Annotated in this window: 14 protein-coding genes and 1 pseudogene; 4 read left to right on the top strand and 11 right to left on the bottom strand. The window is 34.4% G+C overall.

Features of this window, described 5'->3' with window-relative positions:
- Window positions 1-93: 93 nt before the first annotated feature.
- Complete coding sequence (locus tag ABH961_RS17690; RefSeq protein WP_048541773.1) at window positions 94-1,350, bottom strand: 3D domain-containing protein; 1,257 nt, start codon at window positions 1,348-1,350, stop codon at window positions 94-96.
- A gap of 646 nt (window positions 1,351-1,996) precedes the next feature.
- On the opposite strand from ABH961_RS17690, the pseudogene ABH961_RS17685 reads away from it, so the two are divergent.
- Both ABH961_RS17685 and ABH961_RS17680 read left to right on the top strand, forming a co-directional pair.
- Window positions 1,997-2,515, top strand: a pseudogene (locus ABH961_RS17685) (methyl-accepting chemotaxis protein); the annotation flags it as partial.
- A gap of 131 nt (window positions 2,516-2,646) precedes the next feature.
- Window positions 2,647-3,459 carry an undecaprenyl-diphosphate phosphatase gene (locus tag ABH961_RS17680; protein ID WP_048541769.1) on the top strand — a complete coding sequence of 271 codons (813 nt, stop codon included), beginning with the start codon at window positions 2,647-2,649 and terminating at the stop codon, window positions 3,457-3,459.
- Between the two features lie 118 nt (window positions 3,460-3,577).
- Here ABH961_RS17680 and ABH961_RS17675 read toward each other — a convergent pair whose 3' ends face one another.
- The gene (locus ABH961_RS17675; protein WP_001268332.1) at window positions 3,578-3,781 is read right to left on the bottom strand and encodes a hypothetical protein; all 204 of its coding nucleotides are present in this window, start codon (window positions 3,779-3,781) and stop codon (window positions 3,578-3,580) included.
- A gap of 172 nt (window positions 3,782-3,953) precedes the next feature.
- Between ABH961_RS17675 and ABH961_RS17670 the strand changes: the two genes are divergently transcribed.
- Window positions 3,954-5,105, top strand: coding sequence for a VanZ family protein (locus tag ABH961_RS17670; RefSeq protein ID WP_404519724.1), 1,152 nt, complete (start codon window positions 3,954-3,956; stop codon window positions 5,103-5,105).
- Window positions 5,106-5,112: 7 nt separating this feature from the next.
- Here the strand turns inward: ABH961_RS17670 and ABH961_RS17665 are convergent, their stop codons facing one another.
- From ABH961_RS17665 to bdhA, 6 genes are all read right to left on the bottom strand, one after another.
- The gene (locus tag ABH961_RS17665) at window positions 5,113-6,426 is read right to left on the bottom strand and encodes a D-arabinono-1,4-lactone oxidase (protein ID WP_098048178.1); all 1,314 of its coding nucleotides are present in this window, start codon (window positions 6,424-6,426) and stop codon (window positions 5,113-5,115) included.
- Window positions 6,414-7,586: an amino acid deaminase/aldolase gene (locus ABH961_RS17660; RefSeq protein ID WP_098847543.1), complete on the bottom strand. Its 1,173-nt coding sequence runs from the start codon at window positions 7,584-7,586 to the stop codon at window positions 6,414-6,416. Before ABH961_RS17660 ends, ABH961_RS17665 begins: the two co-directional genes overlap by 13 nt.
- A gap of 108 nt (window positions 7,587-7,694) precedes the next feature.
- Entirely contained in the window at window positions 7,695-8,696 is a 1,002-nt protein-coding gene (gene sph / locus ABH961_RS17655; RefSeq protein WP_000676775.1) for a sphingomyelinase C, read from the bottom strand.
- Window positions 8,697-8,767: 71 nt separating this feature from the next.
- Window positions 8,768-9,619 (bottom strand): phospholipase CerA, encoded by an 852-nt coding sequence (gene cerA, locus ABH961_RS17650; RefSeq protein ID WP_000731011.1) that lies wholly within the window; start codon window positions 9,617-9,619, stop codon window positions 8,768-8,770.
- Window positions 9,620-9,883: 264 nt separating this feature from the next.
- Window positions 9,884-10,228, bottom strand: coding sequence for a potassium channel family protein (locus ABH961_RS17645; protein WP_000948239.1), 345 nt, complete (start codon window positions 10,226-10,228; stop codon window positions 9,884-9,886).
- Window positions 10,229-10,346: 118 nt separating this feature from the next.
- Complete coding sequence (bdhA, locus tag ABH961_RS17640) at window positions 10,347-11,399, bottom strand: (R,R)-butanediol dehydrogenase (RefSeq protein WP_404519721.1); 1,053 nt, start codon at window positions 11,397-11,399, stop codon at window positions 10,347-10,349.
- Window positions 11,400-11,625: 226 nt separating this feature from the next.
- On the opposite strand from bdhA, the gene ABH961_RS17635 reads away from it, so the two are divergent.
- Window positions 11,626-12,804, top strand: a complete 1,179-nt coding sequence (locus tag ABH961_RS17635) for an MFS transporter (RefSeq protein WP_046957312.1) — start codon at window positions 11,626-11,628, stop codon at window positions 12,802-12,804.
- A 30-nt stretch (window positions 12,805-12,834) separates the two neighbouring features.
- Here ABH961_RS17635 and ABH961_RS17630 read toward each other — a convergent pair whose 3' ends face one another.
- The 3 genes from ABH961_RS17630 to fsa all read right to left on the bottom strand — a co-directional run bounded on the left by ABH961_RS17630 (window position 12,835) and on the right by fsa (window position 17,751).
- Window positions 12,835-13,611, bottom strand: coding sequence for an N-acetylmuramoyl-L-alanine amidase (locus tag ABH961_RS17630; RefSeq protein WP_046957382.1), 777 nt, complete (start codon window positions 13,609-13,611; stop codon window positions 12,835-12,837).
- 624 nt (window positions 13,612-14,235) lie between these two features.
- Window positions 14,236-16,635, bottom strand: a complete 2,400-nt coding sequence (gene inhA2, locus ABH961_RS17625) for a M6 family metalloprotease immune inhibitor InhA2 (protein ID WP_048541762.1) — start codon at window positions 16,633-16,635, stop codon at window positions 14,236-14,238.
- Between the two features lie 468 nt (window positions 16,636-17,103).
- Complete coding sequence (fsa, locus tag ABH961_RS17620) at window positions 17,104-17,751, bottom strand: fructose-6-phosphate aldolase (RefSeq protein WP_000667669.1); 648 nt, start codon at window positions 17,749-17,751, stop codon at window positions 17,104-17,106.
- Window positions 17,752-17,779 lie beyond the last annotated feature (28 nt).

The following is a 17,779-nucleotide window of genomic DNA, read 5'->3' as shown; positions in this document are numbered from 1 at the left end:
CATTGTATGCTTTCCTTAACAAAATGTAAACTTAACTTAACATTATTTTTATAAAAAAATCCAACTTTACGTATTGTAAAGTTGGATTACATATTAATTTAAAATTTTAACTTTAACTGTTCTTCTACCCCACTCATTAGCTTGAGCTGAGTTTGGCATTAATAGATCAATGATATGCCCTTTTATTGCACTACCAGTATCTCCAGCAATTGCTGTTCCATATCCTTCTACATATACAGTAGAACCTAGTGGGATAACAGATGGATCTACAGCAATTAATTTCATGTTTGGATTTGCAGTTAAATTATGTCCTAACCTAGATTTTACAGTTTCACCCGGTTTATAGCCGTTTTCAGATGGATCAGCTGTATAAGCAGTTGCTGTTACGTAAAATTCTTTTCCACCTTGAGCTGGTTTCGTATCAGGTTTAGACTCTGTTACTGTATTTTTCGCTACAGGTTCAGCTGGTTTACTAGCTTTTTCTTGCTTTTGTTTTTCAGCAATTTCAGCCTGTGCCTTAGCTAAAGCTTCTTGCTCAGCCTTTGCAGCTGCTTCTGCTTTTGCACGCTCTTCTGCAGCAATTCTTGCTGCTTCTTGCTCACGAGCAATTGTTTCTTGTACTGCCTTCATATTTGACTCAATTTTAGCTTTTTCTTCTGCTGCTAAATTAAGTTGGCTTGCAACCTGATTATATTTAGCTTGAACTGTTTGTAAGTTATCTTGACGCTTTTTCAAGTTATCTTGCAACTCAGCTTGTGCTTTTGCTAATTTTTGTTTGTCTACTACTAAAGATGCTTCTTTTTCATCAATTGTTTTCTTATCCTCTTCAATTTGACGAAGATCTTGTTCTTGTAGACGTAAAATTTCTTTATCAGCTTCTAAAATAGTAGAAACTGCGTTCATACGTTGTAAGAAATCTGCAAAGTTTTTTGACTCTACTACAACTTCCACTACTAAACTTGTATTTGAACTGTTTTGAACAGAAACCATACGTTTTCTCATAATATCCTTACGAGCAAGGACTTTATCCTCTAAAACGACAATTTCATTCTTTTTTTGCTCAATCTGCTTATGTGTTTCATCGATTTTACGTTGAATAGCAGCTTGATCCTCTTTATTTTTTGCAATTGTATTATTTAAATTATGTAGTTCGTTTTCGATACCTTTAATTTCTTTACTAACAGCTTGCTTCTCTTGCTCTTTCTTTTGCATATCTGCATCGTTTTGCTGCAATTGCTGTTGCATGTTGTTAAGTTTCTCGTCGTTTGACTCTGCTTTTACAGCGACTGTACTAGAAAGACCGATAATGCCTGCTAATACTAGACTACTGATTCGCTTAAAATAGTTCATAATCCGACTCCCTTCTTATACAGTTATACATGATTTATTTTACAGTTTGTTTACAATACCATTAAATACAGTTTATTTTTCATGACGAAAAAAAGGGAATTATGCATAAAATGTAATAGATTCTTAAATATTTAACAATTCCTATATTTAAAAATTATAAAAGATGCTAAAATCCAAATATAGAGAAAATATAACTTCTAAAGGCGGTTGAAATAAATATATGTTTACTCAAAAGAAATCACTCCAACATAAAATTGATCAATTAGAAAATCGTATACAGGAATTAGAAGCAGAATTAAAACAAAAAGATATTGAAAAACAAGAAATCATTTCTTCTATTCACGACCGTGTGCAAAGCGTCGTTCAAGAGCACCAACTTGTAAATAATCAACACCATACACTTCAAAATTTAGTTCAACAATTAAGCTCATGTTTCGAAAATGTTTCAACGCGTACAACACATTCCAATGAATTGAATAATGAAATGTTACAAAAAGAACAAAGCTTAATTCAGTCAATTGAAGAAATTATTGACTGTTCTAATGAAGGAAAAGAATCTGTTCATCGTTTACTTATTGTAATTAATAAATTAGGTGAACAATCTCAGCGCACGTCTAATAGTATGAATCATTTAAGTGAGCGCTCAAAAGAAATCGAGCAAATTGTAGAAGTCATCCAAAACATTGCAGCACAAACAAATTTACTTGCTTTAAATGCGAGTATTGAAGCTGCGCGTGCTGGAGAGCACGGTAAAGGATTCGCTGTCGTTGCCAATGAAGTAAGAAAACTAGCGGAAAGTACAGCCGAAAGTACAAAAAACATCGGTAACTTAACGAAAAAAATTCAAGAAGAAATTGAAAAAGCATACGATAACACAAAAGATAATTTGCATTTAGTTGATGAAGGTGTCGAAATGAGTGCTGATACAAACGCTAGAATTGAAAATATTTTAATTATGATTCAAACGTTACAAAGCGGTGCTACAAATGTTATTAAAGCTATCGAAAACCAAAAATCTTGTAATGATGATATATTACGTGAATTCTCTAATACACAACAAATGTTCCAAAAATTAAATACTACTATTATGAACCATATTCATGATGCCGAAAAAGTCGATGTTCAATTGACTAAAGGTCTTCAAGAAACAGCGGCTTCTCATTAATAATAACCCCCCCTTTAGCGCTATAAGGGGGTTTTATTATATTTCGAATTTTTATTTCTTTTCAATATTCATCCATATCTTTGTTATAATGGAAAAGTTGTTTCTTTCGACTAATAAACAAGGAGGTTATTATGGAACAATTTCATTACATTTTAAAATATTTAATTCTTGGTCTGTTCCAAGGACTAACAGAACCCATTCCGATTTCTTCAAGTGGTCACCTCGTTTTAGCACAACATTTGCTAGGACTAAAAATAGAAGGATTTAGCTTCGAACTACTTGTTAATTCAGCTTCATTATTAGCTGTATTACTTATTTATAGAAACGATTTAATTCGTCTAACGAAGAATGGTCTATCTTATATATTTACAAGAGCGGAAGGCGCAAAATCAGATTTCTTCTTTATTATTTACCTTGTTATTGCGACCATTCCAGCAGGTGTTATTGGTGTTTTATTTAAAGATTACATCGATCAGTACTTAAAAGGTGTGAAGATGGTTGGGATTTCCCTCCTTATTACTGCTGTCGGCCTTTGGATTATTAGAAACTTGCGTGGGCGTAAAAATGATGGCGACCTTTCTATGAAAGATGCAATCATCGTCGGATTAGCACAAGCTTGCGCACTAATTCCTGGAATAAGCCGATCAGGTGCAACAATCGTCGCAGCGATGTTACTTGGTATGAAGCAAGAAACAGCTCTTCGTTTCTCATTCTTACTATATATCCCTGTTAGCTTAGGTGGTTTATTACTAAGTATTACAGACATTGCAAAAGATCCAAATCTAGACACATTATTCGTGCCATATGTCGTTGCATTTATCGCAACATTTATCATGACGTATATTTCTTTAAAATGGTTTATGAACATTATGGCAAAAGGAAATTTAAAATATTTCTCTTTCTATTGCATTATCGTAGGTGTACTTACTCTTATTTTCTTATAAAGTTCAACTTACAAATCGAAAAACGAGTCATTCTATTAAACTAGGATGACTCGCTTTTTTATATCTTTATAATGATAAAATCCCTCTTACCTTTCTGTACAGTAAGAGGGGCCCTCTTTTATGCGTATACTTTCTTTTCTTGACAATACAAACGAATAACATGTTTATTTTGTTGAAATACATCATGCGTTAGGCGGATAATAATAAAATTTCGTTTTGTTTGATCATCATGAACAAAAATCTGTTCTCCCTCCTGAAAACGCCATGCACTTTCAAAAGTTGTAATATGATCCCCACTTACAGAAAAAAGCTCATATCGCATATCTTGTACCCTCTCTCAACTTATAATAATCACAATATCCTTATATTAAATTTAGTATAACTTAATCCCGTTTAAATTTGAAATTTTTTCTATTTCGAAATATTTTAATTTTGTTTTCAGGCTCTTTTAACGTTATAATGATAAACGAATTTTCAATGAAAGGAGCTTCATTTTGACTGCATATTTATTTCCAGTAAAAACAGCATTTATTTTATTTCCTATTTTAGCAATGTTTCTCTTAATACCTTTTTTAATATTTAACTACCGAAAGTATGGTTATTTAAATAAATGGCGTTCATTTATTTTATACTCATTATTACTTTACTTATTAAATGCCTATTTTCTTGTGATTTTGCCGTTACCACAAACATATGATACTTGTAGCCTACAACCGACTAATACGCAACATATGCAACTATCACCATTTTATTTCATACAAGAAATTAGTAATCATACCTCGGCAATTTTAACGAAACCAGCTACTTATTTCTACCTATTAAAAGAATCTGCGTTTTTACAAGTAACATTTAACGTTCTATTAACCGTTCCATTTGGTATTTACTTACGTTATTATTTCCGACGTAGTTTCTTACAAACAGTGTGCATTTCTTTTTGCCTTTCACTGTTCTTTGAGTTAACACAAGTAACTGGATTATATGGTATTTATAATTGTGCCTATCGCTTATTTGATATTGACGATTTGTTTTTAAACACGCTAGGCGGCGTAATTGGTTTTATCATTGCACCAATATTTACGTACTTCCTTCCGAAAACAAGTGAATTAGATATTCATATTGATTTAGAAACAAAACCAGTCGGATTCGTTCGTCGTTTTATCGCGATGCAAATTGATTGGATTTTCTTATCTATCGTTGTACCTGTCATTAAAAACAAAGGAAATTCCTTCTTTGTTTCTAATATTCAATCTTACACGAACATATACGAACTCATTTTCATAACGTGTTCGATCTTTATTTACTTTATTATCATTCCATACTTTACGAATGGAAGAACAATAGGAAAAGCGTTGCTTCGAATTTATATTAAAGGACAAGCTGAGCGTATTACACTAAAAGAATTATTCATTCGTTACGGGATATTCTATTTCATTTTAGGCGGAATCAATTATATTCTTTCGAGTAGCTCTATCTTAAATCATACAGAGCCTTTAGTATTACTAGTTATACTATTATTCCAATTTGTAATTAACGGTCTATTTATTATTCATGTTTTATTGCATGTATTTAGTCGTGATAAATTACTATTTTACGAGCGTATTAGTCAAACAAGAAATGCGATCATACTAAAAAAAGCTGACAAGTAATACTTTGTCAGCTTTTTTTCATAATCGTAAATAATTTTTCTGTGTAAGGGTTTGAAAACATTTCTGCTTCATCTAGAAACTTCCTCGCCTTTAGAAACGAATGCATTTCTGGATATATATTTTGTAATTTTTCGTACGTTAACGTATGCATTTTCCCCCAATGCGGGCGCCCTTCATACTTTAGAAAAATTTTCTCCACCTCACCAAAATAAGCAGCATACTTCATACCTTTATACATATGAACGGCAATATACGCTGAATCCCTTCCGTACGCTGGACTGAGCCATATATCATCACTTTTCACATAACGACATTCAATTGGGAAGTGCACTTTATACTTTTTCTTTTCAATAAGGTTTGAAATTTCTTCTACAACGGCCCGCATATAATTTGAAGGAACACTATACTCCATTTCATAAAATGGAACCGCACGCGACGTAGCAAATACTTCATAACTCGGACCAACTATCTTTGTATTCGGTACAGCTTTAGCCGATAATCGACTTACTCCTTTACTTATAGAGGGAAACCATTTACATCCTTTAGATAACAAAGAGAACATCTTATTTTCCAGCAACTCTACCTTTAGTTTATGCCATTTCAAGTCACTTTTTTTACCCGTTGTTTCATTTGTAAATTTCACTTGTACTTCATCTGAATAAGGAAAAACAAAAAATTCAAAATGGCGATTCTTCTTATATTCTTCTAGCTTGTTCATTACAGTAGATAATGACTGTTTTTCACTTTTATAGACGAGTGAATAGGCTGGAATAACCTTCAATTTTATTTTTACAATGATACCTAACATTCCAAGCGACAACTGAAAGGCTCTCCAATATTCCACATTCTCAGTTTCCGAACAAACTATACTCTCGCCTGTAGATAAAACTGCGGTAATCTCTATAACTTGTGTTGATAAACTTCCAAAGGTAATACCCGTTCCATGAGTCCCTGTACTAATCGCTCCTGCAATCGATTGCAAATCAATATCCCCTAAATTTTCTTGTGCATAACCTTTTTCTTCAAGTAACTTCCCTAAATCATGTAACTTTGTTCCTGCCCATACTTCGGCAACCATCTTCTCTGCATCCATATCCAAAATACCTTTCAATTCATCTAAAGAAACTAAAATTTCTTCCGTTTGCACAAGAGGTGTAAACGAGTGTCCTGAACCGACAACACGAATTTTCTTCCCTTTTTTTCGAGCAAGCCCTACAACTTCTACTACATCTTGTATACTTTCTGGATACATCGTATAATGCGGCGTTCCTTCTACATTCCCTGTCCAATTTCTCCATTTTTGTCCCTTTATAGAAAGCATTGGCCATCCCCCCGATATGTTGAATACTCCCCAACAATCTCTCCTTCTTTCACACGATATAAAAAAGGAAAACGCTCACATAACTCTCCAGCTTTACTATGGCGAAACAAGATAGAATCTCCTATCTCTACTCGTTCCTCACCGTTATAAAAAATCGGTGTTTGCACTTCGCCAGCGCCTTCTAAAGCTAATAATTTTGCACCATTTGGTCTCCAAATCTCAGGTTCTTTATCTTTCCCGATTGCACCTGAGGCAATATATCCACCACCTAAACAAGTGTAAATAAACAGGGCTGGTTTACGCACAACTGGTAAAGCAAATCCGACAGCTGGATGAAATTGCACCTCTTTATAATAATCGAACAGCTTCGGGGCATAAAAAGCAGAACCTATTGTAATCTCTGAAACTGAATTATCTTGCTCAGTTGTTTTTATACTTCCTGTGCCTCCCCCATTTACAAACCTTAGTTCAATACCTAGGTTTTGTATTTCTTTTACGATATGTCCTCTTCTTTCTTTAACTTCTAACACTGACTTCTTCTTTAAATACGAAATTACTTTACTTTTCACTCTTTGATTAGGTATGTGATCTCCTACCCCAGCAATTTGGGCTTCATATCCCATTACACCATCTAGTATTAAACATGATGATTCTTTTACCCTTCTCACTATTTTCAAAGTACTCTGCACATCTTTTACTGGTGATCTTTTGACCCCAAAATGAAATTGAAAAAAATGACTACTCATATCAATATCCAAACAAACACGAAAACACCCTTTAGACTCCTCAGCAATTTTTTCTAGATAAACAATATGGTCTTCACAATCCACCATACAAGTTATAATGAGGCCTTGCTTTGTTAGCAAACTAATTTCATGTAAAGCTCTTTTATCATAAGCAGGATACCCAAGCAATAAATCATTGAATCCTTGTTCAATTAAAAACAAAGCCTCTCTAGGTGAAAAACACATAATACCTTGAAATCGATCATTTGTAGCTAAAATCTTTTGCATAACTGGAACAGAACGTAACGATTTACTCGCTATACGAATCTTCTTATTCCCACTTAATTTTATAATCGATTGAATATTTCTATCTAAAGCCACTTCATCCAAAAATGCACACGGTAATGGAACCTCTTTAAAAATTCCTCGATCCACATTTTTCTCTCCTCTTTTCAATATGTCTTATACATATTGGAAAGAAAGTTGAAATTTCCTCTACAAAATAAAAAAGTTTCTTCCTATTAAGAAGAAACTTTTTTAGGACTATTTCATAGAAATAGTTGCCTCTACTGGATAATGATCAGAGTAATCATTATATGTATATTTTTTAAGCCATGATGTAACAGTCCACTGTGGAGATTTCGGTTGTAATACTTTATTCTCTATAAATGACGGATTCGCATGGTCTTTACTTGCGATAATATAATCTAAATACTCGGCAGGGCTATCAGGGAAATTATATTTTGCTATACTGTTTGTCGTCGCATCCCAAGTTGCTGTATGTCCTGTATAAGATGGAATAGAAGCGTGCAATGTTTTGAACATGGATGCGTACTCTGAGTCACTATTGTTCTCTGCATTTATTTTATTCACGTTCATATCACCACCAAATAGGACGTACTCGTCATTTGGTATATTCTTATTTTTAATAAAGTCTTGAATTTCTTTTAACTGATTTGTACGTACAGATGCAGGTGAAGTTTTTCCGCACATACTATCTTCAGCCTGCAAATGTGTCCCGATTACATGAACGAAACGATCATTTTTCTTAATTTTCGTGTATACAAATCCTTTATTCGATAAATTATCTGGCCCGCATCCTTTTGCAAATACATATTGAATCTTTTCAACAATCGGCCATTTACTCACGATTGCAACGCCCCCATCTTCAGGAGTTGAAGATGAATAGCTACCTAACGTTTTATCCCATTCATTTCCGTTACTACGACCTAATACCGCTGTTTGATTTGGATATTCTTTCTTCAAATTCCCTAACAAACGATCTGATGCGCTATTATCAAACACTTCATTTAATATAACAACGTCTTGATTCTTTATATAATCTGCCGCCCCAATTAAATCAGCACGCTCACTTTGTCCCCAGTTCGGATATAAATTTGTTGATAGCATGTACACATTATGTGTCATCACTTTCAAAGTATTATTTTGATTTGTAGACGTTTCTGCTTGAGCTGAAGATCCTCCGTATAAAACTCCTAAACCAATCCCAAAGCTAAGTACACCTTTTAGCAATTTTCCTTTCACGTTTCATACCTCCATGTATTAGTTATAAAAAGGCCAAATACTCTATTGTGAGATTTGACCTTTTTTAATACTTAACGATCTCCGTACGTATCAAACCAAAGCTGAATGTATCCGGCAGTAACACGTTGTGCATCCATTAATCGCTTACCTGTCATTGGTGTAACTTCAGCGCGCCATTTATCTGCATATTCTTGTGATACAGCTGCTTTTACGAACCAATCTTTCGTATTATCATTTACAATGCCAGCGTAATCTTGTTTCGCTGCTACTGCCGCTCCGTGAATCCACTCTTCTGGATTTGTACCTTTCCAGTTCCAATATCCATTTCCATCCGTTACTTTATAATTATCTTTTATCGTATCTACAAAGTTTTCATATTTAGAATGGAATCCTTGTGGGTACGAAAGATTTGTAAAGTTTGCCGCATGCATCGGTTGGTTTACATCTCCTAAATAATGAAGAGATAATCCTAAATAGAAGAATGCTTGTTTCATGTCTTTATTTTTATATGATTCACCAGCTAATTTAAAATATTTAGCGCCAGTTTCTTTTGCTTGCTTTGCAAATGGAATATATGTTTTTCCATTGTCTGGATCATAGAAATGTGAAGCAAATGTGCTATTATCATAATAAGGATTTTCATAGTCAGCAGCATAAATACCATTTTCTAATTCCGTACGCCATTCGTTTACTTGTGCAACTCGATCTTGTTTTACAAGTGTTGTATTGCGAGACATAATATCAATCGCACGGTTTACAATCCATAAATGAGAGTTTACACCTTCTTTATGTTTATCTTCAGCAGACCAACGGTGAACTATTTTTATTTTACTTCCCCCATCATTTTCATGAGCAAATGCAACGCTTTGTAAAGGGGCTACTAATGTAATAGCTGCTGCTAAAGCAAGTACTTTCTTTTTCATCTGAAATCCTCCATTTTATAATTGAATTATTGTAAACTTTTTGTTAGGATCCTATGATGTCGTCCGGTTAACCTATGACTAGAATATCCCACCTTTCATGAAATTTCTATCAATAAATTAAAATATGCAAATGTTCATATCATTATAACTTTATACATAGTGAATATAATGAATGAATGCACTTATATTGTAATAAAGTATTGTTAAGCTACTACAAATGATTGTCTAAACTAATGTAAAAAAAGAGTAAAGCATACACATGCTTTACTCTTTTTTTCTATTCGATAATATACTTGGCAGTTGTACATTAACGGCCAACTTATGAATAAATCCAAACACTAATCCAATCCCAATAAAGATATATAAGATTGTAAATACCTTTCCGAAATCAGTTTGCGGACTAAAATTCCCATCACCGACAGTCGTCAACGTGACCACACTAAAATATAAAGCGTCAAGAGGACGTAATCCTTCAACTGTACTATAAAAAATCGTACCAGATGTTAATGTTAAAAATGTTAATACGAATAATACTTGAAATTCTTTATCTTTCCACGCTCGTAAACAAGCTTTTAGCATTCGTTTCAATGTCAACATAAATGAAAGCATTAGACTTCCCCTTCCAAACAAAATACCTGTAGTTAAAGGAAAGTCTATCACCTTTCTGTATAGAAAAAAAGTAGCCCTCTTCTATTTCTAGAAAAGGGCTACTTTTTACTATTCTCTATTATTTAGGTGAAACAAGAATTTTCACTTGTGTTTTATCTGTTACAAGTGCTTCAAATCCTTCTTCAACAACTTGATCTACTGTGATTTTTTTCGTAATTAATTTCTCTGCTTGAATTTGGCCAGAGCTAATTAATTTAATAACAGCTGGGAAGATATGACGGTATCCAAGAATACCGATAACTTCTTTTTCTTTTAGTACAAGGTTGTTTGGCGTAATTGTCGCATCTTTTTCCCACACACTAACAATTACAGTTTGTCCTTCAAAGCTTGTACTTTCAATCGCTTGACGAAGTACTACTTCGACACCTGTTACTTCAAAGCTCACATTTACACCTAAACCATTTGTTAAGTTACGAATTTCTGCTAGTACATCTTGAGTAGCTGGATTTAATACATAATCCGCACCTGCTAATTTTGCTAACTCTTGACGTTCTTTAGAAAGTTCTACTGCAATCACAGGAGTTGCTCCTGCTGCTTTAGCTGCTTGAATGACAAGAAGTCCAATTGGACCACAACCAAACACTGCTACAGCTTCCCCTTCTTTTAATTTACTTTGACGTACTGCATGAACTGCTACCGCTGCTGGTTCTACAAGTGCACCTTGTTCATACGTCATTTCATCAGGAATATGGTGGACCATATCTTCTGGTACTACTGTATATTCAGAGAAACCGCCGCCGTCTCCGCCAAGACCGTGGAAAACAAGTTGTTCACAAACATTGTAATGTCCATGTTTACAAGCTTCACATTTACCACAAGAATAAATTGGTTCTACAACGACGCGATCTCCCACTTTATGAGAAGTAACGCCTTCACCGATTTCAACTACCTCACCACTAAACTCATGACCTAAAATAACCGGTGCTTTTACGTGTGTTAATGGGTGCTCTTCTGTTGGAATAAAAATAGGTCCTGCTAAATATTCATGCAAGTCTGTTCCGCAGATACCACACCATTTCACTTTAATCTTAACTGCTTCTGGTCTTACAGTTGGTTCTGGTACTTCTTCTACTCGTACATCGCGTTGATTATGCCAAAGTAATGCTTTCATTTTATACATCCCTCTCTACGTATATACTTAACCTGGTGAAGTTTACAAATCTATTATAATACTTCTATCCATATATTTCAAAAAAACAATCTCATTTCCACTAAATTTTAACAAATAACGTTCAATATTTTGTCACTTTGTACTTTTTTCCACATCTGTTAATGCTAATTTCATTGCGGTTGAAATTAGCATTATGCCATAATAGCAGAGGAGAGGTGAATATCGCTTGAAATATTTTATTTACTTTATTGTTATCGTAGCGTTTCTAGATACATTTTCACAATTACCTATTATGAGTACGTTCGCTCAAAGTCTTGGAGGATCTCCTCTTATTATTGGGCTAGTTGTCGGTATGTACTCATTCGCTAATATGATCGGTAATATTATTGCTGGCGCTGCTGTCGATAAATTTGGTGCAAAAAAAATACTTTATATAAGCATGGGACTTACGAGTTTCATAGTCTTGTTATACACCGTTGTTCAAAGTGGTGAACAACTATTAGTTGTGCGCTTTATGCACGGCTTTAGTGACGGATTTTTAATTCCTGCTGCCTTTACGTTTTTATCAAAACAAACAAATTCAGCAAGACAAGGTAAGGCAATGGCTCTATCTGGTGCTGCTGTTGGAACAGCGGCAATTGTAGGACCGGCTTTCAGTGGAATTATGAAAGCAACTGCTGGTATAGAGTGGGTGTTCATTACCATTTCTATTTTAATGGTCCTTGGTACAATCGTATCTCTATTCTTCTTACCAAATAACGTATCAAGAAAAGATACTTCAAGAACACAAATGATGAACAAAGAGGATATGATTGAACTATTAAAATCAGAACCGTTATTGCAAGCATATATTGGTGCTTTCACGCTAATGTTTTCACAAGGAATTGTCACTTATATGCTACCAGTGAAAGTTGAGGCATTAGCACTTAAAGCATCTACAACAGGCATGATGTTAAGTGTATTCGGCATTACCGCTATCCTCTTCTTCTTGCTGCCAACAAACCGTATTTATGATCGATTTAATCGTTCAAAACTTATGCTAATTGGTATTGCAGTAATGGCATTCGCGTTATCTTTACTTGGATTATTCGCAACAAAAGGTATGCTCTTTATCGTTATGATGATTTATGGCATTGGATTCGCTATCCTTTTCCCATCGATAAATGCATTACTTGTTGAGAATACGACAGATGATAAGCGCGGAAAAGCATTCGGATTGTTTTATGCTTTCTTCTCATTAGGAGTTGTTGCTGGATCCTTTACGGTTGGTGCAATCGGGGCATCCCCTAGCGTCAGCTTCGTTATCGGAACAGCATTCTTATTAACATTCGCTGGAATGATTTATGTAAGAAGCAAAATAAAAAGTAAAGAAAAAAGCAAAGTAAAAAAGACAATGATGGGTTAATTCCATCATTGTCTTTCTATGTATAGCCTTTTAATTTATAATTTCAACATATGCTGGATTCGCAGTTATATAATTTCCAGATTTTAATTTATACATTTTCGAACCATTCACAGTTAATGTTTCTACAACAGTAAACACATCTCCCTGTTTCACAGTCCCTGCTTTTGCATTCCAATCAGGTTGGTTATAATAGTATAATTCAGGTGCCTTTACACGAAGTAAGAATGTTTTCTTTTGTAAATTAAATGATTTTACTAATCCATTTACATGTCCTCTTGCAAGCTGCTCTCTGAAATCCGCATTGGCAAGCTTTGCAGCATCCTCAGCTCGATCAATAAATCCATTTTCAGTCAATATTGCAGGCATATTTGTCTCTCTTAACACATGAAAATTACTTGTTTTCATTCCTCGATCAACAAAATCAGTTGTTTTCATAATTTCTTGATGAATCAATTGGTGATACGTTGTAGTAGGAGCACCTGCATTCGGATAACTGTAATCCTCATAGCCTGTTCCTCCACCACTATTGATATGCACAGATAAGAAGAAGTTTGCTCCCCACTGATTAGCATCATTCGTTCTTTGTGCTAATGTAGGATACACATCACTTGTACGGCTCATTCTAATCTCATGACCTGTATACTCAGAATTTAAAATATTACGAATTCGCAAAGCAATATCTAATGTTAAATCCTTCTCTTTCAAACCATTTCCAATAGCACCTGTATCTGTTCCCCCATGCCCTGGATCTAGATAAATTTTAACTGTTTCTGCACTCGCATTTGTACTTGGCACAATAAAAAACATACAAGTTAAACATAATAAAAAGATACTACTTTTCATAACAAACGATACATTTTTCCATGCTTTCAATTACTTTACTCTCCCTTTACTTACAAATTAAAAGTTTACTACGTGCTACTTTTCTTTTTCCGAAAGAATATTACATTAAACTACTAAACTATTATCTTATTAATTCCCTATGAATTTTACTTAAAACAAAAACTAAAAGCAATATATAATTTTATTTTTTAAAAATAATTAAATTTCGACACCTTAAATTAGTAAAACCTTGAAAAATATGTATTTACTTTTTTTTCAATTAGAACATTTACCATATTAAAATAATTAATTCTCATCTGATATACTGAAAGTTCTTCGAGTCAATTCTCATAAAAAACAAATAAATCCTTTCGACAATTTCCTCGGAAATACTTCTTTTCCCCACATAATTTGATACACTACACATAGATAAATTAATACCTTAATGTACAAAGAAAAAGCACATCCTTCGAATGAAGAATGTGCTTTTATTTTATCTCGCTATTTGCGGAAAGTAAGAATCCCGCCTCGAAATTCGACGAATACGAGGAAGTGTGTGCTAATAATCATTGGGGATGAACACCTCCGACTGATTAAAGTTCCATTTTATTAACGCTTAATCCAAACAGCACCTGCAGACTTATCATCCGCTTGTCCAACAACTTGGAATTTAAGTCCAAGGTTTGGAACTTTTCTTCCTGCATCTGCAATTTGTTTGTTACTATATACTTTTGAATCATCAAATGTTGTAACACCTTGTAATCCAGAATAGTTAAACTGTCCACGTGTTAATGAATTTGCACTCCATGCTGGTGTTTGATCAAATGAAAATGCAGCATCTGCAATTTGCATACCTGTATTACCGTAAGTTGGTCTTCCGTTTAAATTGCCAACAAATGCCTCTGGATGCGAATCCACAACACCAAGGAATCCTTCACCTGGATGCACCCCAACCCAGTTATCTTTGAAGCTATCATCTGCATACCAAACGACAAGACCTGTATTATACACTGGACCTTTTCCTGCTTTTAATCCATTATCTGATCCCGCATAGTTTCTCCACTCTAAGTAGTAATAATGAGCTTTCTTTTCTGTCCCATCAGAAACAACAAAACCATTTAAATTCATTTTAGCCTGTCCTTCTGTATCATCAGAAAATACAACTTGTCCATCAACAGTTACATTTACATTATCCATCGCGAAACCTTTATATGTTACAGCTGGATCTGTAATATAATCGAATTGCAGTTTCACTTTTTTCCCTTTAAATTGACTTAAATCATATGATTTATCCATCCATTTTCCATCTGTTGTATCTTTATCTTCTTGGACTACTTTTTCTCCAAGTCTATCAATTAATGTTTTCGTTCCATCTTCTGTTACTGCATGCACTTCGACAAAATCGCACTCTGCTTCTAACTCATAATTTGCTTTATAATCGAATTTTGCATTTGTTCCTTTTGTTAAATCAAAGAATGGTGTCTCTAGTGTTGTATGCATATCATCTCCTCTTGTACTATAATATGCATGCTTTCCAAACTCTGGTTTAATCGTTTCAACACTTTTACCTGGTAAGTTAACACGTACAACGCCTGGACGATTAGATTTCGTAACACTTTGATCAATATATGTAGGAACTCCTACACCGCGCTTAATTTTATCGTAATCCACTTCTAAAATTTTTGCCCAGTTGCCACCCATATTCTTTTGTAAGAAATCTTTATTTTGTGGTGAGAAACTAGTTGGCTCTGTTCCTGCAATTTTCCCTGTCCAACTACCTCCACTCATTAATGACCACGCTTCGACAGGTGAACCAGTTCCAGTATATTTCGTGTCATATTCATCTGGTAAGCCAAGATCATGTCCAAATTCATGCGCAAATACACCTACTGCTCCATCTTCTGGTTCAATTGTATAATCATGCGCCGCTACTTTTCCACCAAAGTAATCTACCTTTGATTTTGTACCTTCAACCGCTACTGGATCTATTGCTAATTTTGAACGATGTGACCAAATTGCATCATCACCTAATTTACCACCACCAGCTTCTTGACCAACGCCAGCATGGATTACCATTAAATGATCAATTACACCATCAGGTTCATTTTGATTTCCGTCACCATTTGTATCATATCTATCGAATTGATCAAATTGAGATAAATCTAATCCTTTCTCAGCAGCTGCATGTAAAGCTTCTTTCACTAAATCACGTGCACCTTTTGGTCCTTTATTATCATGACCACTGCTACCATCAGCACCGTAGTCAGACGCTTTTCCTGGGACAGTTAGCCATTCTGTTACATATCCATCAGTCGTATAACTACCGCCAGACTGCTCTTCATAATATTGTTTAAACGTCTTTACTTTTGAACCATCAAATAATGTGTACGGCTCATTACCAAATAACATTTTTTGATAATGCTCTCTACTAAAGTCATTCGAATACATATACCCTGGCGTTTGATCAATATTATTATGTTTATAATCACTAAATTCAACGAGTAATACTAATACTTTATCATTTCGAACAGATCCCTTATACGGCGCTTGCTTTGCTTTAGATGTTGGAACTTGCCCATTCAATTGTTTCTTATTTGGTTCAGGCTTTTGCTCAGGGCTAACATTTTTTTCAGGTTTCTTTACATTCTCCTTTTCCTCCATTTTCTTCTCTTTTACTTTTTTCACGAAATCAGATGCCTCTTTAGCAGTATCCGCTGGAAGAATTTCTTTATTTGCCTGATCGCCTTGTTTCTTTTCAATATACTTTTCTACAGCTTTTTTCGTTTCTTCTTTAGAAGATGCTGGATTTATTGTTCCTCTTTCCTTCAGTGCTTCCGCTAAACGATCTTCTTGAATTAAATTGTAATCAATTGGTGTTGTAGATACATTGTCTTTCTCTTTTGCTGGCGTTTCTGCGTATGCTAGCGGAGCACTCATTACAGATGTGCATCCGATAATTGCCGCAATTGCTAATGATGATAACACTTTAAATGGCGCTTTTCTTCTCATTTTATTTCTCTCCTTTTATAAAACTTAAAATTCAGATAAATAAGTGCATTTAAATCAAAAGCTCTCCTTTCTGCCCTCCCTATATACAGTGAAACTTTAATCAGTGGGGAGTTTGTCCATCCCCACTGATTATTAGCCCAAACCAATCGGGCATTTACGGGCAGTTGATTTTCCACCTAACTTCTTTGCTCTAGCTGAATTTTGAGGTGGGAATCTTACTGACCGTTAATGCGGGACAAAAAGGCATAATTCTATAAACGTTAAACTTTCTGTTATAGAATCATGCCCTCCAGTTTTCTGGTCAGACCCTCTATCTTCTTATATCAAAATATGAAAAATAAAGAGTGATTTGTATATATTAAATAGTTTATATAACAAATTTAAAAGACAATATGCAAAATTGCATGAAAATTCTTTTAAATAAAAAAAAGAATCCTAGTCAATTAAACTAGGATTCTTGATTTTCTATTATTTCTCTTGTGTTTTTTCCCAATCAGCTAAGAATTTCTCAATTCCTTGATCTGTTAATGGGTGCTTCACTAATGAAGCAATTACGTTTGCTGGGATTGTTGCAATATGTGAACCGTTTAATGCTGCTTCTGTTACGTGAACACTGTGACGTACAGATGCTGCAATGATTTCTGTTTCAATGCCGTGAATTGCAAAGATTTCTGCGATTTGGCGGATTAAGTCCATACCGTTATGACCGATATCGTCTAAACGACCTAAGAATGGTGATACATATGTTGCACCAGCACGAGCTGCAAGTAATGCTTGAACTGCTGAGAATACTAATGTAACGTTTGTACGAATTCCTAAATCAGAGAATGCTTTTACTGCTTTTAAACCTTCTGTTGTCATTGGTACTTTTACAACAACGTTTGGAGCAATCTTCGCTAATTCTTTTCCTTCTTCAATCATTTTATCAGCTTCTAAGCTAATTACTTCTGCGCTTACAGGTCCTTCTATAAAGCTGCAAATTTCACGAATACGCTCATGGAAATCTACGCCTTCTTTTGCTACAAGTGATGGGTTTGTCGTTACTCCAGCTACTACGCCTAATGCATTTGCCTCTTTAATTTCGTTAATGTTTGCTGTATCAATAAAGAATTTCATTTGTTATTCTTCCTTCCTGATTTTCATT

It is taken from the genome of Bacillus sp. RC251 (assembly GCF_044908765.1).
Lineage (GTDB): Bacteria > Bacillota > Bacilli > Bacillales > Bacillaceae_G > Bacillus_A > Bacillus_A wiedmannii.
This window is presented reverse-complemented; position numbering and strand designations above follow the sequence as displayed.

Excerpts from the sequence above, each read along its gene's own strand:
- ABH961_RS17690 (WP_048541773.1), bottom strand. The coding sequence starts at position 1,350 with ATGAACTATTTTAAGCGAATCAGTAGTCTAGTATTAGCAGGCATTATC.
- ABH961_RS17680 (WP_048541769.1), top strand. The coding sequence starts at position 2,647 with ATGGAACAATTTCATTACATTTTAAAATATTTAATTCTTGGTCTGTTC.
- ABH961_RS17675 (WP_001268332.1), bottom strand. The coding sequence starts at position 3,781 with ATGCGATATGAGCTTTTTTCTGTAAGTGGGGATCATATTACAACTTTT.
- ABH961_RS17665 (WP_098048178.1), bottom strand. The coding sequence starts at position 6,426 with ATGCTTTCTATAAAGGGACAAAAATGGAGAAATTGGACAGGGAATGTA.
- cerA (WP_000731011.1), bottom strand. The coding sequence starts at position 9,619 with ATGAAAAAGAAAGTACTTGCTTTAGCAGCAGCTATTACATTAGTAGCC.
- ABH961_RS17645 (WP_000948239.1), bottom strand. The coding sequence starts at position 10,228 with ATGCTTTCATTTATGTTGACATTGAAACGAATGCTAAAAGCTTGTTTA.
- bdhA (WP_404519721.1), bottom strand. The coding sequence starts at position 11,399 with ATGAAAGCATTACTTTGGCATAATCAACGCGATGTACGAGTAGAAGAA.
- ABH961_RS17630 (WP_046957382.1), bottom strand. The coding sequence starts at position 13,611 with ATGTTTTTTATTGTGCCAAGTACAAATGCGAGTGCAGAAACAGTTAAA.
- inhA2 (WP_048541762.1), bottom strand. The coding sequence starts at position 16,635 with ATGAGAAGAAAAGCGCCATTTAAAGTGTTATCATCATTAGCAATTGCG.
- fsa (WP_000667669.1), bottom strand. The coding sequence starts at position 17,751 with ATGAAATTCTTTATTGATACAGCAAACATTAACGAAATTAAAGAGGCA.